General features: G+C 68.7%; 17 protein-coding genes. 8 read left to right on the top strand and 9 right to left on the bottom strand.

Annotation, left to right across the window (positions count from 1 at the left end):
* The first annotated feature begins 67 nt into the window (after window positions 1-67).
* Complete coding sequence (locus tag Raf01_RS16010; protein ID WP_203918670.1) at window positions 68-6,328, top strand: RHS repeat-associated core domain-containing protein; 6,261 nt, start codon at window positions 68-70, stop codon at window positions 6,326-6,328.
* Between the two features lie 106 nt (window positions 6,329-6,434).
* On the opposite strand, the gene Raf01_RS16015 is transcribed toward Raf01_RS16010, so the two are convergent.
* Complete coding sequence (locus Raf01_RS16015) at window positions 6,435-7,637, bottom strand: hypothetical protein (RefSeq protein WP_203918671.1); 1,203 nt, start codon at window positions 7,635-7,637, stop codon at window positions 6,435-6,437.
* A gap of 125 nt (window positions 7,638-7,762) precedes the next feature.
* A complete protein-coding gene (locus tag Raf01_RS16020) occupies window positions 7,763-8,614 on the bottom strand; it encodes a helix-turn-helix domain-containing protein (protein WP_203918672.1) in 852 nt (283 codons plus the stop codon).
* Window positions 8,615-8,717: 103 nt separating this feature from the next.
* Here Raf01_RS16020 and Raf01_RS16025 point away from each other — a divergent pair, with 103 nt between their 5' ends.
* Entirely contained in the window at window positions 8,718-9,608 is an 891-nt protein-coding gene (locus tag Raf01_RS16025; protein WP_203918673.1) for an SDR family oxidoreductase, read from the top strand.
* Here Raf01_RS16025 and Raf01_RS50545 read toward each other — a convergent pair.
* The 3 genes from Raf01_RS50545 to Raf01_RS16035 all read right to left on the bottom strand — a co-directional run bounded on the left by Raf01_RS50545 (window position 9,605) and on the right by Raf01_RS16035 (window position 11,861).
* Entirely contained in the window at window positions 9,605-9,733 is a 129-nt protein-coding gene (locus tag Raf01_RS50545; RefSeq protein WP_275412990.1) for a hypothetical protein, read from the bottom strand. The two genes, Raf01_RS16025 and Raf01_RS50545, sit on opposite strands and share 4 nt — an antisense overlap.
* The gene (locus tag Raf01_RS16030; protein WP_203918674.1) at window positions 9,730-10,302 is read right to left on the bottom strand and encodes a DUF4232 domain-containing protein; all 573 of its coding nucleotides are present in this window, start codon (window positions 10,300-10,302) and stop codon (window positions 9,730-9,732) included. The genes Raf01_RS50545 and Raf01_RS16030 overlap by 4 nt, the downstream gene beginning before the upstream one ends.
* A gap of 146 nt (window positions 10,303-10,448) precedes the next feature.
* A complete protein-coding gene (locus Raf01_RS16035; RefSeq protein WP_203918675.1) occupies window positions 10,449-11,861 on the bottom strand; it encodes a hypothetical protein in 1,413 nt (470 codons plus the stop codon).
* 154 nt (window positions 11,862-12,015) lie between these two features.
* Between Raf01_RS16035 and Raf01_RS16040 the strand changes: the two genes are divergently transcribed.
* The 4 genes from Raf01_RS16040 (at window position 12,016) to Raf01_RS16055 (ending at window position 17,018) form a co-directional block, all read left to right on the top strand.
* Window positions 12,016-12,396 (top strand): DUF2255 family protein, encoded by a 381-nt coding sequence (locus tag Raf01_RS16040; protein ID WP_203918676.1) that lies wholly within the window; start codon window positions 12,016-12,018, stop codon window positions 12,394-12,396.
* Between the two features lie 217 nt (window positions 12,397-12,613).
* A complete protein-coding gene (locus Raf01_RS16045; protein ID WP_203918677.1) occupies window positions 12,614-13,951 on the top strand; it encodes a cytochrome P450 in 1,338 nt (445 codons plus the stop codon).
* A 288-nt stretch (window positions 13,952-14,239) separates the two neighbouring features.
* A complete protein-coding gene (locus Raf01_RS16050; RefSeq protein ID WP_203918678.1) occupies window positions 14,240-14,743 on the top strand; it encodes a (2Fe-2S)-binding protein in 504 nt (167 codons plus the stop codon).
* A gap of 10 nt (window positions 14,744-14,753) precedes the next feature.
* Window positions 14,754-17,018 carry a xanthine dehydrogenase family protein molybdopterin-binding subunit gene (locus tag Raf01_RS16055; RefSeq protein WP_203918679.1) on the top strand — a complete coding sequence of 755 codons (2,265 nt, stop codon included), beginning with the start codon at window positions 14,754-14,756 and terminating at the stop codon, window positions 17,016-17,018.
* 51 nt (window positions 17,019-17,069) lie between these two features.
* Here the strand turns inward: Raf01_RS16055 and Raf01_RS16060 are convergent, their stop codons facing one another.
* Window positions 17,070-17,795, bottom strand: coding sequence for an SDR family NAD(P)-dependent oxidoreductase (locus Raf01_RS16060; protein ID WP_203918680.1), 726 nt, complete (start codon window positions 17,793-17,795; stop codon window positions 17,070-17,072).
* Window positions 17,796-17,962: 167 nt separating this feature from the next.
* On the opposite strand from Raf01_RS16060, the gene Raf01_RS16065 reads away from it, so the two are divergent.
* Window positions 17,963-18,976: a sigma-70 family RNA polymerase sigma factor gene (locus tag Raf01_RS16065; RefSeq protein ID WP_203918681.1), complete on the top strand. Its 1,014-nt coding sequence runs from the start codon at window positions 17,963-17,965 to the stop codon at window positions 18,974-18,976.
* Between the two features lie 128 nt (window positions 18,977-19,104).
* Window positions 19,105-19,782, top strand: a complete 678-nt coding sequence (locus Raf01_RS16070) for a DUF3995 domain-containing protein (protein ID WP_203918682.1) — start codon at window positions 19,105-19,107, stop codon at window positions 19,780-19,782.
* Here the strand turns inward: Raf01_RS16070 and Raf01_RS16075 are convergent.
* From Raf01_RS16075 to Raf01_RS16085, 3 genes are read right to left on the bottom strand one after another with little or no spacing between them, the layout of a single operon-like run.
* Window positions 19,683-20,090 carry a PPOX class F420-dependent oxidoreductase gene (locus tag Raf01_RS16075; protein ID WP_203918683.1) on the bottom strand — a complete coding sequence of 136 codons (408 nt, stop codon included), beginning with the start codon at window positions 20,088-20,090 and terminating at the stop codon, window positions 19,683-19,685. The two genes, Raf01_RS16070 and Raf01_RS16075, sit on opposite strands and share 100 nt — an antisense overlap.
* 23 nt (window positions 20,091-20,113) lie before the next feature.
* Window positions 20,114-20,857, bottom strand: a complete 744-nt coding sequence (locus Raf01_RS16080) for a succinate dehydrogenase/fumarate reductase iron-sulfur subunit (protein ID WP_203918684.1) — start codon at window positions 20,855-20,857, stop codon at window positions 20,114-20,116.
* Window positions 20,854-22,785 (bottom strand): fumarate reductase/succinate dehydrogenase flavoprotein subunit, encoded by a 1,932-nt coding sequence (locus Raf01_RS16085; RefSeq protein ID WP_203918685.1) that lies wholly within the window; start codon window positions 22,783-22,785, stop codon window positions 20,854-20,856. Before Raf01_RS16085 ends, Raf01_RS16080 begins: the two co-directional genes overlap by 4 nt.
* Window position 22,786: the final 1 nt, after the last annotated feature.

Here is a 22,786-nt window from a genome sequence, read left to right on the forward strand (position 1 = left end):
CAATGCTGGCGGCAATGCCTCGTCGTTAGCGTCGTGAAACCCTCGTCACTCGTCCCCGGGAGTGTCCATGGTTCCGCGTCCCCGCGTCCCGCTGTGGCGGGTCGCTCGTTCGCTGCCGTTCCTGATGATGATCTGTATGTCGCTGGTGGCCGGCGTGCTGGCCAGCACGCCCGATGTCGCGGCGGCGAAGGCCGCCCGCCGGCACGCGCCGAGCACGCCCTCCGTGGTGAGTGCCTCGGTGCCAGGGCGGGGCGCGCCGAAGGTCGCGTCGCGGACTGATCCGGACAAGTCGGCGCCGCCGATGGCAGCGCCGAGCTATCCGGCGGCCTCGTCGGCGACGGTGCCGGTGCCGGCCGCGGGCGCCAGTCCGGCGAAGGCGGGTGCGTTGCCGGTGACGGTGGCCGCGCCGGATTCGAAGACCGCGGCGCGGGTCGGTGGCGCGCTGGCGCCGGCGACGGTGAGCGTGCGCAACCTGGACCACGCCGCCGCGGCGAAGCTGGGTCCCAGCGTGGCGATGGCGTTGGTGCTGCACCGGGCCGACGGGCAGCGGGGCGCGGGTCAGGTGCGGCTGGCGGTGGACTATTCGGCCTTCGCCGATGCGGCCGGTGGCAACTACGCGGAGCGCCTGCGGATGGTCGTGCTGCCGGCGAGCTGCGCGACCGCGCCGGACGCGCCGGCCTGTGCGAAGGGTACGCCGGTCCCGGCGACCAACAACGCGACTACCCGTACGTTGACCGCGACGGTGCCAGTGTCCGGCAGCGATGGGATGATCGCGCTGGACTCGGGGCCGTCCAGTCCGGCGGGAGACTACCGGGCAACCGACCTCAACGTCGCGCAGAAGTGGACGGCGGGCGACTCGGGTGGTGGCTTCTCCTACTCGTACCCGATCGATCTGCCGGCACCCCCGTACGGCGAGGCGCCGTCTGTGTCGCTGGAATACAGCTCCAGCAGCGTCGATGGGCGCACCTCGGCGCACAACAGCCAGCCGTCCTGGGTGGGGCAGGGCTGGGACATCAGCGTCCCCTACATCGAGCGGGAGTACAAGTCGTGCTCCGACGACGGGCACGGGGACTGGGGTGACCTGTGCTGGTCGTCGCCGTACTCGGGGCACCCCGGCGCCGCGGCGTACATGATCTCGATCGACGGGCGTACCAGTGAGCTGATCCTGGCCGCCGACGGCACGTACCGGATGAAGGACGACCAGTCGTACCGGATCGAGCACCACACCGGCGGCCCGAACGGGGACAACGACGGCGAGTACTGGGAAGTGTCCACACTGGACGGTACGCAGTACTTCTTCGGGTACGGGCAGGACCAGCGGCGCTCGACGGCGACGCCGACGAACTCGAACTGGACCGTGCCGGTGGTCAGCGACGATTCCGGGGAGCCGTGTTACCAGTCGAGTCTGGCGTCGTGCCAGCAGACGTACCGGTGGAACGTGGACGAGGTGCACAGCCCCAACGAGACGTACCAGGTGTACTTCTACAACACCGAGACCAACAGCTACAAGCGCTCGTCGTCGGGCAACATCCTGAACTACGTCCGCGGCGGTTACCTGGCGAAAATCGAGTACGGGAAGGTGTGGGCGGCCGACGCCCCGGCGCCGGCGTACGTGACGTTCCAGAACTACAACCGGTGCACCCAGCGCACCACGATCGACGACCCGGACACCACGCCGGAGCCGACCTGCCCGACCCAGGCCGACTCGCCGTCGTCGTATCCGGATGTGCCGACCGACCTGTTGTGCTCCACCTCGTGCAGCAAGAAGTCGCCGACGTTCTTCATCAGCGACATGCTGGACAACATCCAGGCGTACGTGCAGAACACCTCGGGCGGGTACGACGAGGTGACCAAGTGGCAGTTGAAGCACTCGTTCCCGGCCACCTCCGACGGAACGAAGCCGTCGCTGTGGTTGGACTACGTGCGCAGGATCGGCTCGCCGGGTAAGCCGGGGGCGATCCGGGAGGCGGTCACCTCGTTCGACGGGACCAACTACGACAACCGGGTGGACTGGAACAAGGACCTCGGCGCGCTGCCGTTGTCGATGCGGCGGCTGACCACCATCCACAACTCGTTCGGCGGTGACATCGTCGTCGCCTACGGGCACGCGAAGGACCACGGGTGTTTCACCGGCGGCTCCGCGGCCTCCGGCTGGGACGCCTGGTATTCCAAGAAGAAAGACCACTGGGACATCAACGTCGACGAGTGCTTCCCGCAGCTGTTCAAACCGGAGGGTTCGGATCCCGGCTGGGGCATCTTCCACAAGTACGTGGTGACGTCGGTGACCGAGAGCGACAAGGTCGGTGGGCAGCCGGACCGGGTGACCTCGTACAACTACATCGGCGGGGCGGCCTGGCACCACGACGATGACATGATGCTGACCGACCAGGAGAAGTCCTTCGGGGACTGGCGCGGGTACCAGCAGGTGCAGGTGACCAAGGGCAGCGGCACCAATCCGGAGAAGTCGGTCACCACGACCACGTACTACCGGGGCATGGACCAGAACGTTCACAACGACGGGACCAACCCCGCGGTCTCGGTGACCGACTACGACAACAACCCGCATCCCGACTCGCATTTCCTGCAGGGCATGGAGCTGCAGCAGCAGAGCTACCGGCTCGACGCCGCCGGCAGCCCCACCGAAATCTCCTCGGAACGGTGGACCTACACGGACCTCGGGATGACAGCCGATGGGCCGGGGCTGCACAACGCGCACAAGATCCGGCAGGGGTCGCACCTGACCCGGGACCGGCTCGACGACGGGTCGTGGCGGGTCAGCGAGACCGACGACACCTATGACAGTTACGGTGTGGTGGCCACCGAGACCGACAAGGGCGACAGCGCGGTGGCCACCGACGACGCCTGCACCACGACGACGTACGCCCGCGACACCGACGACTGGCGGTGGATGATCGACTTCCCGGAGACGGTGGAGAAGCACCAGAGCTCCTGCACCGGACCGGTCATCTCGCGCACGGTGACGCTGTACGACGGTGCGACCTCCACCGGCACGGCGAACAAGCCGGTCGACGGCAACGCGACCGAGGTGCGCACGTACACCGACGACACCCACTACACCACGGCGGACTCGACGTACGACGACGAGGGTCGGGTGCTCACCGCCACCGACGCGATGCACCACCTCACCACGACCAGTTACAGCCCGGCCACCGGCTACCCGACCGACGGTGTCACCGTGACCAACGCGTTGGAGCAGAAGACGGTGACCTGGACCAGTCCCGCGTTCGGGCAACCAACCATGGTGTCCGACCCGAACGGGAATGTCAGCCAGACCGACTACGACGCTCTGGGTCGGGTGGTCAAGGTGTGGCGGCCGACCGAACCGGTCTCCGGCGGCACCCCGTCATACTCGTACGACTACGTCACGCCGGCCACCGGAATCAAACCGCCGACCGGGCCGACCGTGGTCATCACCAGGCAACTGCAGTCCGGTACCGGTTCGAGCGCGGTCTGGCTGTCCAGCTACGAGTACCAGGACGGGTTCGCCGAGCCGATCGAGACGCAGGTCGCCTCCCCGCAGAGCGGCGGGCGGCAGGTGACGGTGACGCGGTACGACAGCCGGGGACTGAACGCCCTGACCTCCAGTGCCTTCTACAACTCGGCCGCCCCCGGTTCCGGGCTGCTGAACCCGGCCGAGACCGCGATCCCGTACTACACCAAGACGACCTACGACGCGCTGGGACAAAAGAGCGTCGAGGCTTCCGTCAACGCCGGCACCGAGCGGTGGCGCACCACCACCACCGATCACGGCGACCACACGGTGACCGTGCCACCGGCGGGCGGCCAGGTGGTCACCTGGACCGACCTGTTCGGCAAGACCACGAAGGTGGAGAACTACCTCGACGCCACCACCCACCAGGACTACACCTACGCCTACACCACTGACCACCAGCACCTGAGCCAGATCACCGACCCGAACGGCGACGTCACCAGCTACACCTACGACTGGCAGGGGCACACCCTGACCGTCACCGATCCGGACAACGGCACCACCATCAACACCTACGACGACGACGGCAACCTCGCCACCCGGACCGACGCCAAGGGACAGAAGGTCTCCACCGGCTACGACGAGTTGAACCGGGAGACCTCCAGCTGGGCCGGTGACCTCAACACCGGCACCAAGCTGACCGAACACACCTACGACACGGTGCCGCACGCGATCGGCCAGCCGGCCACTGCCACCAGCTACGTCGGCGGCAACGCGTACACCACCGCGATCACCGCCTACGACGCCCGCTACCGGATCACCGGCCGCGAGTACCGCATCCCCAGCGGCGACGGGTTCGCACCCACCTACGACTTCTCCTACGAGTTCGACGCCGCCGACCACCAGACCTCCATCACCTACCCGCCGGCCGGTGGGCTGCCCAGCGAGAAGGTCACCGAGAACTACACGGCGATCGGCCTGCCCAGCACCCTGGTTGGTTCACAGACCTACGTGGCCGCCACCACCTTCGCCGGCGACGGCAAGCTCAGTGGCCGCCAGTACAGCCCCACCGTCAGCCGCGTCTACACCTACCAGCCGACCACCGAACGGCTGTCGACCGTCCAGACCGTCGTGAACGGCGCGACCGTGCAGAACGACGAGTACGGCTACGACCAGACCGGCAGCACCACCTCGATCACCGACCACGTCGCCAGCCAGACCCAGTGCTTCGGCTACGACGGCCGGCACCGCCTGACCACCGCCTACACCAACGCCACCGGCTGCGGGCAACAGGCCGACACCACCGGACCCGACCCGTACAACCTCACCTACAGCTACGACGGCGCCGGCAACATCACCCGCAGCACCAGCAACGGCGTCGCCGCCACCTACACCTACCCCACCCAGGGCAGCAATGCCGTCCGGCCACACGCGGTGACCGCCGTGGCCGGCAACACCTACACCTATGACGCGAACGGCAACCTGGCCACCCGCTCGGTCGCCGGCACCAGCTCGACCCTCACCTGGGACGCCCTCGGCCAACTCGCCAGCGTGGCCACCGCGGGCAAGACCACATCCTCTGTGTACGGCGCCGACGGCGACCGGCTCATCCGCCGCGACCCCGGCTCCACCACGCTGTTCCTCGACAACACAGAACTGACCGTCACCGGCGGGGCGGCACCGACCGCTACCCGTTACTACACCACCTTCGAGGGCACCACCGTCGGCGAACGCACCACCGCGGGCCTGACCTGGCTGACCGCCGACGCCCAGGGCAGCGAGAGCCTGGCCATCACCGCCACCGGCACGGTCAGCCGGCAACGGTACCTGCCCTACGGCGCACCCCGCGGCACCGCCGGCCAGATCCCCGGCGACCACGGGTTCCTCGGCAAGGTGCACGACGCCTCGACCGACCTGACCCTGCTCGACAGCCGCTACTACGACCCCACGATCGGCAGATTCGTCTCACCCGATCCGCTGGACAACAACGACAAGCCCGATGCCGCCAACCCCTACGCCTACGGCAACGACAACCCCGCCACCTTCGCCGACCCCAGCGGCATGATGGTGCCCTGTGAGAGCGGAGCCGGCGGCTGCGGCACCACCGGCCACCCGGGCGGATCGAAGGGCAAGTCCGGCGGCGGTGGTTGCAGCAAGAGCTGCCGGTCCGCGCTGAAGGGACTGCTGAAGAGTTTCAAGGGGCACCCCATCCACCGAGCTCTGGCCCTCCAACTGATGCACTACATCCTGACGCTCTACGGCAACAAGTTCTGCGGCGGCAAGGAGGGCGCCGCGACGGCGGCCGGGGTGAGTGCGGCCTGCTCGGATCTGGCTGGAGACCGCGACAGCACCAAGTGGCAGGACCTCCTCTCCGATTGGATGCACGGCCCGGGGAAGACTGTCAGTTTCGGTGCCCTTGCCCTCCTCACTCGTCAACTGGCTCAGAGCGACAGGGTCAATGACCTCGCAGACTCGCTGATGGACAAGGTCTTCAACCACGGCGTCGACAAGCCGTCCGCCCTCGGCGGGGCGGATGACTGGGTCGACGGTAAGGGAGCGGGGTTGATCGGGCATTTTCTTCGCGACAATCTAGGCATGGCCACCAACGGCAAGCTTGGTTCGTCGATTCCCGACGCTTTCCTCGGCAGCTACACGTTGGCCTACCAGGTGATCAAGGTGGACAGGAAGGCGCACAGCATCACGGTCGCGTTCGCCATCTTCAACGCGACCGGAGTGCATTCGCTGACCCACTATGTTCCGGACGTGCCCAAGGGCCACCATCTCTCCAACGTCACCCAGAGGTACTTCTGGACCCAGACGTACACCGAGACCCCATCGACGCTTCCGGATCCGCCGATGGGGTACGGCGGCGACTGAGTCGCCGTGGCGCGGGTCGGTAGCTGAGAACTGACCACGATTCAAGCGGAAAGGCCGGGTGCCCAATGGGCACCCGGCCTTCCCGTTCGTCGTACCGCGGAACTGCTCAGGGTCCGTAGGTGGCCTGCGTGACGGCGAACACGTCACGGTGCCCGCGTGTCTCTTGCAGGCTCCAGAGCAGGTCGGCGCTGGTGTTGTCTTCCCAGTAGCTGATGCTCTCGCCGCCGCCGACCCAGGCGTAGGTGTGGCTGCCGGTGGCGGGGGTCCAGTAGTAGAGCTGTTTGGCTCCGGAGGAGTCGAACCACCAGCGGCTGTTGTGGGACGCGACACCGTTGAGCTGGTACCAGGGCAGCTGGAGTGCTTCCGTGGCGGTGGTGGTCGCGGCGAACGTGGTGGCGCCGGAGCTGAAGGGGAACCGCACCGCGCGGGGCGCACGGTTCGGGTAGGACGTGCAGCCGGACTTGCAGGTGTACTCGACCATCACGATCGAGCCGCTGACCCGGTCGAGCGAAATGCTCGACCAGACAAGCGGATTCGACGCGGTGGTGTGAGCGCTGATGGTGCCGATCTGGGGCAGCACGAAGCCGTAGTTGTGGGCGTAGTAGACGCCGCTCGACTGCCGGCCGATCTGGTCGGAGGTGCCACCGGTGTTGGTCTTCAGGATGTCCTTCATGTTGAACACCCGCATGCCGTTGCCGGTGTCGGCGACGTAGAGGTAGTCGCCGTACCAGGAGACACCGCCGGCGTGGATGGGGATGTCGGTGAAGCTGGGTGCGCTGGCGGTGCCGGTGGGTTCGACCAGCAGGATTTTGCGGTAGGTGTTGGGGTAGCTGGAGTCCCAGTCGACGAGGGTGATCCGGCTGCGGCTCTGGTCGCCATCGCACGCGTCCATGGTGTACCAGCTGACCAGGATGAGTTGGTGCCCGCCGTAGCGGCCGAGGTTGTCGGAGCCGGCGCCCACGGCGTCGCGACTGCTGGTGATGCCCTGCGGGTAGTTCTTGCAGTCGTTGTTGTCGGGCGAGTCGAATCCGAACCCGGTGCTGTAACCGGCAACGCCGGGGGAGCTGATGGCCGTGCGAGTGTGCTCGGCGTTGGTCATCACGGTGTCGATGTCGGCGGTGCCCAGGGTGGAGGTGAGCGTGGCGTTCAGCGCGTCGTACCGGTGATAGTCGGCGGTCAGCGTGAACTGGTTGGCCGGCAACGAGGTGGGCGCGCTGGCGGCCGATGCGGTCGTCGTGGCGATCACGGTGGTCGTGGTCAGCGCGACCGCGCCGGCCACGACCGCGAAGACTTTTCTCTTCACTGACACGGCTGATTCCTTTCTGGGGGATCGGTTAGCGCCACACCCTACGATCCTTGCGGGATTCGTTGAAGGACAACGCTGCCGTGCCGGCGGTAATCAATCCACCGTGGTAGTCCGTCTACGCCTCAGGTTTACGGCGCGGCGGGAGTCGCCGTGCGGACAGCGCGGGGAGCGGATCCGTCCGACAGCAGCGTGCCCAGCAGGGTGAGCGCGTCGGCGCTCGGTGAGCCCGGTGCGGCGTGGTAGACGACGAGCAGTTGCCCGTCGGCGCCGGTGACGGCGAACTTCTCGTAGCGCAGTTCGAGGTCGCCGACGACCGGGTGACGCAGGCGGTGTACGCCGCCACCCGGGTGCGGCTTGGCATCGTGGCGGGACCAGAGCCGGCGGAACAGGTCGCTCTTCACCGACAGCTCGCCGACCAGCTCGGTCAGGCGCGGATCGTCGACGTCCGGTCCGACCATGACCCGCAGGGCGGCGACCAGGCTGCGGACCCGGTCCTCCCAGCCGGGCAGGAACTCCTGCGCGGCGGGGTCGAGCAGCACCGAGCGAAGGATGTTGCCGCCCGGAGTGAAGATCGGCGACAACGCCATCGCCAGGCGGTTGGCGGCCAGGACATCCTGGATCGGACCTTGGACGTACGCGGGCGTGTGGTGCCAGGCATCGAGCAGCGATTGCAGTCCCGGTCGGACCCGATCGGGGCGCCGCCGCCGAGGCGCCTGCGGGGTGCCGAGCGCGTGCAGGTGCGCGGTGGCGTCCTCGTCGAGGCCGAGCGTACGGGCGATGGCGTCGAGTACCTGGGGTGAGGGGCGCCGGTCGCGGCCCTGTTCGAGTCGCGTGTAGTACTCGGTGCTGATTCCGGCCAGCATGGCCAGTTCGTCCCGTCGCAGCCCCGGTACGCGCCGGTGTCCGTTGTCGCGCAGCCCGACATCCTCGGGGCGGATCAGCTCGCGCCGAGCCCGCAGGTATTCGCCGATCAGGTTCACGCTGCCAACGATAGGTCGGTCCGGACCGGCTCTGGGTAGCCCTGCCGGCACCCCTCTCAGCAAGGGAATGGTTGAGCCACCGGGGTTGGAGCAAGGTACCGGCATGACTACCAAGACCTGGCTCATCAGCGGCGCCAACAGCGGGTTCGGCCGGCACCTCAGTGAGCGACTCCTGTCCCGCGGCGACCGCGTCGTCGGCACCTTCCGCGCGCTCGGCAGCGTCGAGGATCTGTCGGCCCGTTGGCCGGGCACCTTCCGCCCGGCCCATCTCGACGTCACCGACCCGGCCGGGATCACCGCCGTGGTCGACGACGCCTGGGCCGCCCTGGGCCGAATCGACGTCGTGGTCAGCAACGCCGGGTACGGCCTGATGGGCGCCGCCGAGGAGCTGACCGACGAACAGGTCGCGCACCAGATCGCGACCAACCTGACCGGCTCGATCCGGCTGATCCGGGCCGCGCTGCCACACCTGCGCCGGCAGGGCGGCGGCCGGATCCTCCAACTCTCCTCGGTGGGCGGCCAGGTGGCGTGGCCGGGCGGATCCCTCTATCACGCCACCAAGTGGGGCGTCGAAGGTTTCGCGGACGCACTGGCGAGCGAGGTAGCTCCGTTCGGCATCGGCGTGACCATCGTCGAACCGGGCGGCGCCCGCACCAATTTCCGTTACGGCAGTTCGGTGCTGGCCGACCCGATCGACGCATACGACGGCACGCCCGCCGCGGGAATCCGCCGGATCCTCACCGAACGCACGACGCACGGCATCGGCGACCCGGCCCGCATGGCCATCGCGATGATCGCAAGCGTCGACCGAGACCCGGCGCCCCGCCGCCTGGTCCTCGGCAGCGACGCCTACCAGGCCATCGAAGGCGCACTGACCACCCGACTGGCCGAGGTCCGCGCCCAGCGGGAGTCGGCGGAGGCGACGGACGCTCCGCTGGAGGGCGGGATCACCGGCGGCCCGGCCGACCTGAACTCCGAGACAAGAAACGACTAGGAGCCGGTGCCTGTCTCCAGCAGAGCGCGCAGATAGGCGACGGTGGGCGGCAGGTACGCCTCCTGCGCCGGGGCCCGGGCATCGAACTGCCCGGGCCCCGGTGTCTCGACGATCGGAGAGGTCATCCCCGCCAACTGTAGATACTGATGTCCCCACACTTCTTGTCGATGCTCAATCCGGTCAGCGGAAGTTGACCGCCGCCGCCGGCCGAGAGGGAGATGTTCTGGTACGTCCCCGGGTTCGCACAGGCCGGGTCGGACGGGTCGTGCCCGTCGTATCCGTTGACGTACTGCAGTTGGAAGCTGGCCGTCTGGCCGGTCGCCATGACCACCGGCCGCACCGGGATGCCGCCCGTCTGGTGAGTCGGCAGCGTCGCCTGTACTCCGTCGATGCCCTGGTAGACCAGCTTGGGAAAGCCAGCCACCCAGCAGGCGGTGGCCGAGCTGTTGGACACGACGGTTTGGACGCTGACGACTCCGTCGGCGACGTCGGACGTGAGCCCGCTCAGGACGAGCTGGCTCGCGGCGCACGCCGGACCCACCGAAGACGCCGGGACGCCGGGGCTCGCTGCCGCCAGCCCGATGCCGGCCTGTGAACCGACCAGCCCCGCTACCCCGACCGTCACCGCGGCCAGCCCTGTCAACGTGGCTGACCTGCGGCGCCGGAGACCCTGCTGGCGTTGTGCTGCGCGCATGCGCGGCTCCTTCCTCGGTGGCCGTCGAACCCGACGGGTAACGCGGGGTAACGACGGTGTTCAATTCGTCCACCGTGTCACGTCGCCATTGCCACCAGCCTGCCATCGGCCTTGCCATGCAGGCAGCCGGCGTCGGTGCGGCTCGGCTACTGGGTCGGGCAGCCGCTCGGCGGGTTGTTGTACTCGTTGGTGTAGACGCGCACGAGCATGCGTCGGTTGGCGTACTCGGTGAACGTCCACAGGTGACCGTTGCCGTCGGAGTCGACCCAGTAGCTCATCTGCTCGGCGTTGTCGACGAAGACGCCCGGAGCCGGGCAGACCCCGTCGCCGTCGTGCTCGTACCACAGCTGGCTGCTGTCATTGCCCGGCACCGTCCGGGAGAGGAAGAACTCCGGCCGGCCCGAGGTCGCGTTCGGCCGCTCCATGACGCCCTGCACACCCTCGAAGTTGGTCGTGGCCAACGTGCTGGCGGTGACCGGCGTGGCCGAGCCGGTGGTGATCCGGTTGACCAGGTCGGCCGTGGGCCAGTTCACGATCCGCACCGGCACGCCGGACGCGGTCATGTCGGTGGTGTTGCGGTACTCCGACGACACGATCGAGTTGTCCGACCACTGCAGCGAGATGCCGGAGAAGCACAGCCCGGCGTTGAGGCTCGTCGGCGTCGTCGAGCAGCCGCTCGGCGACGTGGCGAACTGGCCCACCTGCACCATCACGTACCGGTTCCCGGCGGCGCACACCCGGCCGCCGACCACGCCGATGTCGTTGACCCCCGGCGCCGCGCCCCCGGCTCCGCAGGTGGTGTCGTACGGAATCTTGTAGGTGCGCCGCGTGTCGAAGACCTTGAACCCGGCGCCGTGCCAGGACACGAACAGGTACGGCCCGTACCAGACGGCACCGCCGCCGTGCACGTCGCAGATCGGCGCGATGACGTTGCCGTTGGTCGTCGGCGCGACCAGCAGCACGTGCCGGTACGCGCTGTGCGTGCCGTCGGTGTAGGGGCGCTGGATGAACGTGGCCCGCAGGTTCACCGACCGGTCCGGGTCGTCGGGCACGCTGGTGCACCGGCCGCGGTCGGTCGCGTTCGCCTCCTGCCGCCACACGCCGACGACCTCGTCGCCACCGGCGGAGTAGCCGCTGTACTGCTCGGCGTCCTGGGAACTGGTGACCGCCTGCGGCAACCAGGCGTTGGAGGTCTCGTCGTTGCCTCCGAAGCACCACGCGGCGAGGGTGTACTTGGCGTCGGCGGCGGAGATGGCCGGCTTCGCCGCCGAGCACTGGGTCGCCGACTTGTAGTACATCTGCTGGTCGGTGTGGCTGTAGACCTGAGCCAGGCCGGGGCTTCCGTCGGCGGACAGCGTCCCAGCGGCGAAGGCGTCGTCGACCGGCGCGAGATTGGTTGGGGTCCAGACCAGCTTCTGCAGCCCCGACGTGCTCTGCCCGGAGTCGACGACGGGTTTGACGTTGTCCCAGCTGACCGCCCAGGCGGTCGCCGAACCGGCCAGCACCACGCAGATCGCCGCGGCGAGGACGAGGCCGGACCGTCCCATTCGTATACGCATCGATGAACGATAAATGAACGGCGCCTCGCGTACCGTCCCAGAGAGTGAGCCAGTATGACCGAATCATCCCAAGTATGATCGGCACAGCGGCCCGCCGGGCTCATGGCTGAGCCGGTCGCCTCGGCGATCCGAACCACGACGAGGGGAAACCGCAATGCTTACCTGGACAGCTGACGAACTGCGCCGGATCGCCGACGCCGACGAACTGCGCGTCGCCGCCGTCCGCGGCGACGGCAGCCTGCGCCGGGCGACCACGATCTGGGTCGTCCCGGTCGGCGACGACCTCTATGTCCGCGCCGCCCACGGCCCCACCTCCGTTTGGTACCGCGGCACCCGAGCCCGGCGCGAGGGGCACATCCAGGCCGGCGGCGTCGATCGCGACGTCACGTTCACCGACGTGCCCGATGACGATCCGGTCAACGAGCGGATCGATGACGTCTACCGAAGCAAGTACCGCCGCTACGACGCGAGCTACGTCGACATGATGCTCGCCCCGGACGCCCGGGCCGCTACCCTCAGGCTCACTCCCCGCTGAACCTGTCCGAAACTCGCGTCCGGTCCTCAAGGGGCAACCGGTCGACCGCCTCCGGTCTGTGCCCACGGCCCGCCAGCCTGCTGCCCGTCGCCCGGTTTCCGGCGTCGCGTGAGCCTCGATCCAAGGACCGCCGGGGAGAGTTCTGGTCTCCGGTGCGGGTAAGGCGCGCCATCGGGGGTACGTCCGCGTCAGATCGGGACAGGGCGGAAGACGTGGGATGAACGACTCAGGGGACCGGCTGGCGGGAGAGGGACGGATCCGGTGCGCGTCGCTGCCGGAGTCGTTGAAGGTCGCCGGGATCGTGCTGGTACCGCTGATGATGCAGGGCGTCCTCCAACGCCGGCCGTGGGCCGTGTCGCTGCTCGCGCGGCTGGACGTGGACCGCTGGGGGAATCGGGTACTGCGACGGCTGCGCCGCCGCCACGGCGGCTCTTCGGTGCTGGTCAATCTGCTCGGCCGCCGGATGGTGGTGCTGCTGTCACCGGGCGACGTCCACCGGGTGCTGGAGGGATCCCCTCAGCCGTTCACGCTCGACAACCGGGAGAAGCACGCGAGCCTGTCCCAATTCGAGCCGCACGGCGTGCTGATCTCCACCGGTCCGGTGCGGGAGGCGCGGCGTGCCTACAACGAAGAGATCCTGGACACGGCGCACCCGGTGCACCGACTGGGGGAGACGATCGGCGCAGTGGTCCGGGAGGAAGCCGGCGTACTGCTGGGCAACGCGCGAGCCGCGGGCGGCGTGGTCACCTGGCCACTGTTCGCCGAGAGTTTCTGGAGGACCGTCCGACGGGTGGTTCTCGGCGACGCCGCCCGCGATGACGTGGAGGTGACCGGCGAGCTGAGCCGGTTACGCGCCGACGCGAACTGGTCGTACCTGCGCCGGCCCCGGCCGCGGGTGCGGGAGGCCATGATGAGGCGGATCCGTACGTACGTGGGCCAGGGGCAGGCGGGCTGCCTTGCCGCGCTGGTGGCCGCCACACCAGCGGGACCGGACGTCGACCCGGTCGGTCAGATGACCCAGTGGCTGTTCGCCTTCGACGGTGCCGGCACCGCGTCATTCCGGCTCATGGCGCTGCTGGCCACGCACCCCGAGCAGGAGCGGCGAGCGGACGCCGACCGGACCGGGCAACTGGACTACCTACGGGCCTGTGTGCTGGACTGCCTGCGACTGTGGCCGACCACGCTGGTCGTGCTGCGCGACGGTACCGAGCCGATCCGCTGGGGTACGGTCACCGTGCCGGCGGGTACCGCCTTCGCCGCGCCCAGCTCCTTCCTCCACCGCGACGAGGAGCTTCTGCCGTACGCGCACAGGTTCGCGCCGGAGATCTGGCTCGACGGTACGGCCGACGACAACTGGTCCCTGATCCCGTTCAGCGGCGGTCCCGGCGTCTGCCCGGGCCGCAACCTGGTGCTGCTGGTCACCAGCGTCCTGCTCGCCGAACTGCGCCGCGAGCACCGGTTCACGCTCCGGTCCCGGCCCGCGCTCACGCCACAGCGGCCGCTGCCCTACATGCTGAACCACGGCGCGATCCGGCTCGGACTGGCTCCGCGCTGACGGCGAGAGGTCCGTTACCGGGCCGCGAAGGCCACGCTCGGCCCGGTCCGGCCATGCGCCGAGCCGTTTCTATAGGCGATCGGTTATCGTCACGGAAAGTCACGTATTGAAACATGTTGATAAAGATGGTCCCATCGATTGAACGAGGGCGGCGGAGCGCGCGTGCTCCACCATCGGAGCCAGCCGATCGAGGGGGTGGGCGTACGAGAGTTTGACGATCGCGCTGTGGGACCACGCCGGTCCCGCCGAACGCAGGCCGACCAATCGCGCTCCCGACGGAGGTTGTTCGTGGCAATCGAGCTGTTCGTCAATGGCAAGAAAGAGGAGATCACTTCATCACCCGACACACCGCTGATCTACGTCCTGCGCGGAGAGCTCGGCTTGCGGGGACCGAAATTCGGCTGCGGCCTGGAACAGTGCGGTTCCTGCTCGGTGCTGGCAAACAACTCGGCGAGGCGCTCCTGCGTGAAGCCAGTTTCGGATTTCGAGGGGCAGGACATCACGACGGTGGAGGGGCTGCCCGCGCTCTGGGCGAAGGCCAAGAAGGTCCGGCACGTGGACCTCCACCCCATCCAGCAGGCATGGATCGAAGAGCAGGTACCGCAGTGCGGCTACTGCCAGAACGGGATGATGATCACGGCCGCCAACCTGCTCGCCAGCAATCCCAACCCCTCGGTCAGCGAGATCATGACGGCGTTCAGCACCTCGGGCCCCTCGCCCCACCTGTGCCGGTGCGGAACCTACGACGCGATCATCAAGGCGGTACAGCGCGCCGCCCAGCTGATGGCCTGAGGAGCCGAGGATGACAATCCAGGAAGAAGCGGGAACGATCAGCCGGCGCGGCCTCCTCAGGGCGGGAGGTGCCCTGGTCGTGATGTCGGCCGCGGTGCCGGTGGCGCTCCGGACCTCGGTCGCGGAGGCGGCGGCGACAGGCATGCCCTTCCCCACCCCCGTCCTCACCGACCTCTCCACGTGGCTGACGGTGCACACGAGCGGCAACGTCACCTGGCGCACCGGGCACGTCGAGCTGGGTCAGGGAAACCGGACCGCCCTCGCGCAGATGGTGGCCGAAGAGCTCGACGTCGCGTTCGAGAAGGTCACACTGGTCATGGGCAACACCAACGTCACTCCGGATCAGGGGGTCACGGCCGCCAGCAGCACGATCGCCAGGGCGGGTGTGCAGGCCCGCCTGATCGCCGCCGAAGCCAGGGCAACGCTGCTCTCGATGGCCTCCAAGCGGCTGCGCGCTCCGGTGACCGAACTCTCTGTGAAGAACGGTGTGGTCCACCACGGCCGGAGGAAGGTGAGCTACGGCCAGCTCGTCCACGGCAAGGCGCTCACCGCGGTGACACCGATCGTGATCAACGGCCAGGGTACGACTGTCGGGGCCACACCCAAGCCATTCAGCGAGTACACCCTGGTCGGCCGGTCAATACCCCGCGTCGACGTCGTCGACAAGGTCAGTCAGAAGGCCGCGTTCGTCCATGACATCACGGTTCCCCACATGCTTCACGCCCGCGTCATCCATCCCCGGGGGATCGGCTCCACCGTGGTGTCAGTGGGCCAACTCCCGGCCGGAAGCAACGCGCAGGTGGTCCAGCTTGGCAACCTGGTCGCGGTGGTCGCGAAGCAGGAGTGGGACGCGGTCAAGGCGGCGGCCAACCTGCCGGTCACCTGGTCTGACTGGAACGGCCTGCCCAGCACCGAGGACTGGCCGGCGGCCATGCGCGCCACGCCGGCGAAGGTCGTGACCCATGCCAGCCAGGGCGACTTCGACAGCGCTTTCGCCTCCGCCGCCAGTACCCTGACGGCGACGTACCAGACCCCGTTCGAGAACCACGGCATGATCGGACCGAGCTGCGCCGTCGCCGACGTACGCCCCGACGGCAGCGTGACCGTCTGGTCCGCCACCCAGTACCCGCAGGGCCTGCGCAACGGCATCGCGCAGATGCTGAACGTCTCCACCGAGCAGGTCGAAGTGCTGTGGGTCGACGGCGCGGGCAGTTACGGGCGCCTCTGCTCCAACTACGACGACGCGGCCTCAGAAGCGGTGTTTCTTTCCCGGGAGCTGGGCAAGCCGGTGCGCGTGCAGTGGAGCCGGGCGGACGAGCACATCTGGGAGCCGCACGGCCCGGGCACTCTCCACGACATGGCAGCCGGATTCGACGAGTCCGGCAACGTCACCGCCTGGAAGCACGACGCGTTCATGGCACCCAACAACGACAGCACCATGCTCGGGCCCATCCTGGTCGGCGTGCAGGGGTCGAGCACCCGGACTCCGGTCGGGAGTTGGACCGGCCCCGACCTCTATCAGTTCCCGAACCTGCTGGAGCTTGCGCACCAGATGCCGGAGTTCGGCGCCGCCACCTCGCCGTACCCGTTCGGGCTCCGCACCACCTTCCTGCGCTCACCCGGCCAGCACCAGATAACCTTCGCGCAGGAGGCATTCGCCGACGAGATCGCGGCCGCGACCGGGCAAGACCCGCTCCAGTTCCGCCTGCAGCACCTCACCGACGCCCGGGCGATCGCCGTCCTGACAGCGGCGGCGCAGGCAGGCAAGTGGGAGGCGCGGCCCTCGCCCAAGCGGGACGCGAGCACGAGCAACGGCACGGTGACCGGGCAGGGCATCTCGTTCGTCCTGCGCGACGGCACCTACGCCGCCGCCGTGGTCAAGCTGGAGGTGACCCCCGCGACGGGCAAGGTCCTGCTCACGGAGGTGACCGTGGCCCAGGACCAGGGCCAGATCATCAACCCGCGGGCCATCGAGCACCAGATCTCCAGCTGTGTCCTCCAGACAGCCAGCAGGGTCCTTCACGAGGAAGTGAAGTTCGACACCGCCAACGTCACCACCGTCGACTGGGTGAGCTATCCGCTGCTCCGGATGGATGAGACGCCGACCATCAACACCATCCTCGTCCCCAACCCGCAGATAGCTCCCAGCGGAGTCGGCGAGCCCGCCGTCAACGTGATGCCGTCCGCCATCTCCAGCGCCATCTTCGACGCCACCGGCGTGCGGCTGCGCACGATGCCGTTCACTCAAGAGGTGGTCAAGGCGGCGATGGGCTAGCATGCCCACCCACCACGGCGGCGGGGCACGCCGCCGTGGTGGGTCGTGCCTTCAGGAAGCGGCAGGCTCCGCGTCGAGCAGTGCCGCGTTCTCGCGTTCGAGCGCCTTGGCTACCCCGCCGCGCCAGCCTTCCGCGACGGACTCCGAAAAGGGATCCGGGAAGATGTCCTCCTCGCCCTTCTCCACCCCGTCGAAGATGGCCCGCGCGACGGCGTCCGGGGCGGCCTTGGGGATGTCGAGCACGCGGGACATGTCCGTGTCGACCGGCCCGCTCAGCACGGCGTGGACCCGCACCCCCCGCCCGGCCAGCAGCGCGCGCAGCGACTGGGACAGGGAGAACGCGGCCGCCTTCGAGATCGAGTACGCCGGCATGACCGGCACGGGCGCGATGGCGGCCAGTGACAGAACGTTGACGATCGCCCCCGCCGAACGAGTCAGCAACGGCAGGAGAGACTGGGTCAGCCGGTACGTTCCGTACAGATTGACGGCCAACTGCCGTTCCAGGGCGGCCGGGTCGCTGAGGTCTTCGTAGACCGCCAGCCCCGCGTTGTTGACGAGGATGTCGAGTGACGCGACCCGGCCGGCGGCCGCCTGGATCTGCTCCGTGCTGGTCACGTCGAGGGTCACCGGGATGACCCGCCGGTCCGGATGGGCCAACGGCTGGCGCGTACCGGCGTATACCCGCTTCGCTCCCCGGCCCAGAGCCTCCTCGACCAACGCCTGCCCGATACCCCGGTTGGCCCCGGTCACCATGATTGTCTTGTCGACGATGGACACGTTTCCTCCTCGCGTTGCGGCCGGCCCGGTACTCCGGCCGGCTGAGCCGTCGGAGATGCGGACGCCGCCGGGGCGCGAAATTGGTCGTGCGGTAAGCGACCAGTTAGCGTCCTGTCCGGCGTCTGTACCGCTGACACCACAGCGGGTGGGGGAGAGGTGACGCGAGAGTGGGAACGGCGACCGCCGACCTGATCAGCAGGGCCCGAGCAGGGGACGGCGACGCGTTCCGGGCGCTGACCGAGCCGTACCGTCGCGAACTGCACGTGCACTGCTACCGGATGCTCGGATCGTTCCAGGACGCGGAGGACGCACTCCAGGACACGCTCCTGTCCGCGTGGCGGGGCATCGCGGCCTATGAAGGGCGCGCCTCGGTCCGCACCTGGCTGTACCGGATCGCCACCAACCAGTGCCTCGACGCGCTCCGCTCGGCGAGCCGGCGTCCGGCCGTGCCATGGGACATCCCCGACGTCGAACCGCCCGAACCGAGCCGGCTCGGGGAGGTTGTCTGGCTCGAACCCTTCCCCGACACGCTCCTGGACGGCGCGGTCAGCGTGCCGCTCGGCCCCGAAGCCCGGTACGAGCAGACCGAAGCCATCTCGCTGGCCTTCGTGACCGCGCTTCAGGTCCTGCCGAGCCGCCAGCTTGCCGTGCTCATCCTGCGCGACGTACTCGGCTATCACGCCAACGAGGTCGCGGACATGCTCGACACCACCGTCGACACGGTCACCAGCGCGCTCAAACGGGCGCGTGCCGGGCTGCAGCGCCAGTTGCCGCCGACCGGCGATCGCGAACCGCCGCCCGCTGCCGGCTCGTCCGCCGAGCAGGCGCTCGTGGCGAAGTTCGTCCGCGCGTACGCGTCCGGCGACATCGACGCCCTCGTCGCCCTGCTGACCGACGACATCTACGTCTCCATGCCGCCGATCCCCCTCGAATACCGGGGCCGCGCCGACGTCGCCCGGTTCTACGCCACCATCCTCCGCCGGGACTGGACCTACGAGTTCGTACCGACACGTGCGAACGGGCAGCCTGCGCTCGCCACCTACCTCCGCGCTCCGACCGGCATCCGGCACGGAATCGGCCTCGTCGTCCTCACGCTGCGCGGCGACCGAATCTCCGCCATCACCCGCTTCGATACGAGCGTGCTCGCGTGGTTCGGGATGCCACGCTCGCTCCCGGGCTGAAACCCGACTTTGCCGTCTTTCCCGCCGTCCTCAGCCTTCCCTCAGCGGCCATGGCTGAGTCTGTTGTGGATGGTGCTGTCACCCGACTGCTCGCGCCACGCCCGACGTCCCTTGGAGGAAGCGGTCTGATGGTTGCCGAAAGGACGCACGACGAGGCAGCCCCCGCCCGACTCTCCCGATCGCTGCGGTCCAGCGCACTGGCCGCGTTGGCCTGGGTCATCGTCTTCATCGGCTTCCACGTCTACTGGTACCTGGGCGGCACCTTCGGCTTCGGGGACAGCGGCACCACGGTTCCCCACAGGCATTCCTTCGTCGCCCGGGCGTTCGGAGCGATCGTGATCGCGATGTTCGTCGTCGGTACGGTGCTGCCGTTCGCGCTGTTTCAGCGGTGGGGAAGCAGGGTTCCCCGCTGGATGCTGCACACGGCGGTCTGGACGGGCGGCGTCCTGCTCGCGGTGCGTGGGGCGGCGGGGCTGCTCGACACGGCACTGCGAGAGACGGGTCTCTCCGGGGGTGGGCTGACCGGGATGTCGTACGAGCAGGTCACGGGTGACGCGAACCCGAGCGCGTACACGGTGCTGTCCGGCTCGGCGATCGACGCGTACTTCTTCCTCGGCGGGGTGCTGTTCGGCTGGGCGGCACTGTGCTTCTGGCGTGTCGAGCGGGCCCGCCGTCTCACCCGGCCCGCCGGCCGGCCGGCCGATCCTCAGCTGCTGGCGTTGGGGCCCCACGCGTGCCATGAGGTGATGTCCACCAGCGCTGTCGTGCGCGGCCGCTCACGGTCGGGGTACGGCTGGTTGATGTAGTGCTGGGCGATCCGGTCGATGTCGGCCAGATCGGTATCGTCGCGCAGCTCGGCGACGGTGCCGGTGATGCTCACGTGGGTATGCCAGCCGGCCTCGTCGAGCACCGTGATGCTCACCCGGGGATCGTGGCGGAGGTAGTCGAGCCGTTTGCGCCCGGCGTCCATGTTGACCACGATCCGGCCGTCCTCGAACAGATACCAGGTGGCCACCGACACTGGCTGACCGTCTTGCCGGATCGTCGAGATGACCGCCGGGTTGGGCTTGGCGAGCAGGCGCTGCAGGTGTTCGGGGAGCGGTGGTTTCGGCATGCGATCAAGTTTAGTCAGTGTGATCAGCTCTTGCGCAGCGCCTTGCGGTAGTCGCTGTTCAGCCGGCCGATCAGGGTGAGCGGGATGCCCTTCGGGCAGACCGTCGTGCACTCGCCGGCATTCGTGCAGCCGCCGAAGCCCGCGTCGTCCTGGGCCGCGACCATGTTCAGGACGCGGGCGCCGCGTTCCGGCTGACCCTGCGGCAGCAGGCCGAGGTGGCCGACCTTGGCCGCGGTGAACAGCATCGCCGAACCGTTCGGGCAGGCGGCGACGCAGGCGCCGCAACCGATGCAGGTAGCCGCCTCGAACGCCGCGTCGGCGTCCGGCTTGGGTACCGGCGTCGCGTGCGCGTCGGGGGCCGCGCCGGTCGGGGCGGTGATATAGCCGCCAGCCTGGATGATGCGGTCGAACGCGCCCCGGTCCACCACCAGGTCCTTGACGACCGGGAAGGCGGCCGCCCGCCAGGGCTCGACGTCGATCGTGTCGCCGTCGGCGAAGTGGCGCATGTGTAGCTGGCAGGTGGTGGTGGCGCGTTCGGGGCCGTGCGCGACGCCGTTGATCATCATGCCGCACATGCCGCAGATGCCCTCGCGGCAGTCGTGGTCGAACGCGATCGGGTCCTCGCCGTCGAGGATGAGCTTCTCGTTGAGGACGTCGAGCATTTCGAGGAAGCTCGCGTCGGGCGAGATGCCCTCGACGGCGTAGGTGACCATGCGACCCGACTCATCCGGGCCGTGCTGGCGCCAGACGCGCAGCTTGAGGTTCATTTGTAGCTCCGGGTGCTCGGGTGGACGTACTCGAAGTCGAGCGGTTCCTTGTGCAGGACCGGCATCTCGGCCGCGTACTCCCACGCCGCGACGTAGCTGAACTCGTCGTCGTGGCGCAGCGCCTCGCCGTCGGGGGTCTGGCTCTCCGCTCGGAAGTGCCCGCCGCACGATTCGCGCCGGTGCAGCGCGTCGACGCACATCAGCTCGGCGAGTTCGAAGAAGTCGGCGACCCGGCCGGCCTTCTCCAGGTTCTGGTTGAGCTCCTCGCCGGTGCCCGGAACCTTGACCCGGGTCCAGAATTCGTCGCGCAGGCCGCGCACCAGGCCCAGGGCCTTGGTCAGCCCTTCTTCGGTGCGTTCCATCCCGCAGTACTCCCACATGATGTGGCCGAGTTCGCGGTGGAACGAGTCGACGGTACGGTCGCCGTCGACGGCCAGCAGCCGCGCCAACCGGTCGGTGACCGCCTCTCGGGCTTCGGCGACGGCCGGGTGGTCCTCGGTGAGCCTGTCGAACGGGCCGGCCGCCAGATAGTCACTGATTGTGTTCGGCAGCACGAAGTAGCCGTCGGCCAGACCCTGCATCAGCGCGGACGCGCCGAGCCGGTTCGCGCCGTGGTCGGAGAAGTTCGCCTCACCGATGACGAACAGGCCGGGAATTGTGGACTGCAGGTCATAGTCCACCCAGAGGCCGCCCATCGTGTAGTGGACGGCGGGGTAGATGCGCATCGGCACCCGGTACGGGTCTTCGCCGGTGATGCGCTGGTACATCTCGAAGAGGTTGCCGTACTTCTCTTCGATCGCGTGCCGGCCGAGCCGGCCGATCGCGTCGGCGAAGTCCAGATAGACGCCCAGGCCGCCGGGCCCGACGCCGCGGCCCTCGTCGCACACGTTCTTCGCGGCTCGCGAGGCGATGTCGCGGGGGACCAGGTTGCCGAACGCGGGGTAGATGCGCTCGAGGTAGTAGTCGCGTTCGTCTTCTGGGATGTCGCCGGGGGCCCGGGTGTCGCCGGCCCGTTGGGGCACCCACACCCGGCCGTCGTTGCGCAGCGACTCGCTCATCAGCGTGAGCTTCGACTGGTGGGTGCCGGACTCGGGGATGCAGGTGGGGTGGATCTGCGTGAAGCAGGGGTTGGCGAACAGCGCGCCCTTGCGGTGTGCCCGCCACGTCGCGGTGACGTTGCAGCCCTTGGCGTTGGTGGAGAGGAAGAAGACGTTGCCGTAGCCGCCGGAGGCGAGTACGACGGCGTCCGCGAAGTCGGTGGTGACCTCCCCGGTGACCAGGTCGCGGACCACGATGCCGCGGGCCCGGCCGTCAACCACGATCAGCTCCAGCATCTCGTGGCGGGCGTTCATCTCGATCCTGCCGGCCGCGATCTGGCGTTCCATCGCCTGGTAGGCGCCCAGCAGCAACTGCTGCCCGGTCTGCCCCCGGGCGTAGAAGGTGCGCGAGACCTGGGCGCCGCCGAACGATCGGTTGTCCAGCAGGCCGCCGTACTCGCGGGCGAACGGGACGCCCTGCGCCACGCACTGGTCGATGATGTTCGCGCTGACCTGCGCGAGGCGGTATACGTTGGACTCCCGGGAGCGGAAGTCGCCGCCCTTGACGGTGTCATAGAACAGCCGGTAGATGGAATCGCCGTCGTTGCGGTAGTTCTTCGCGGCGTTGATGCCACCCTGCGCGGCGATCGAATGGGCGCGCCGCGGGCTGTCCTGGTAGCAGTACGACCGGACGTGATAGCCGGCCTCCGCCAGCGTCGCCGCCGCCGAACCGCCGGCCAGGCCGGTGCCGACCACGATGACCGTCAGCTTGCGGCGGTTGCTCGGGTTGACCAGCTTGGCGGCGAACTTCCGGCGGTCCCAGCGCGTCTCGACCGGACCGTCGGGCGCCACCTCGTCGCGTATCGGCTCGCCTTCGCGGTACAGCTCCATG

This window comes from Rugosimonospora africana (genome assembly GCF_016862975.1).
Taxonomy (GTDB): Bacteria; Actinomycetota; Actinomycetes; order Mycobacteriales; family Micromonosporaceae; genus Rugosimonospora; species Rugosimonospora africana.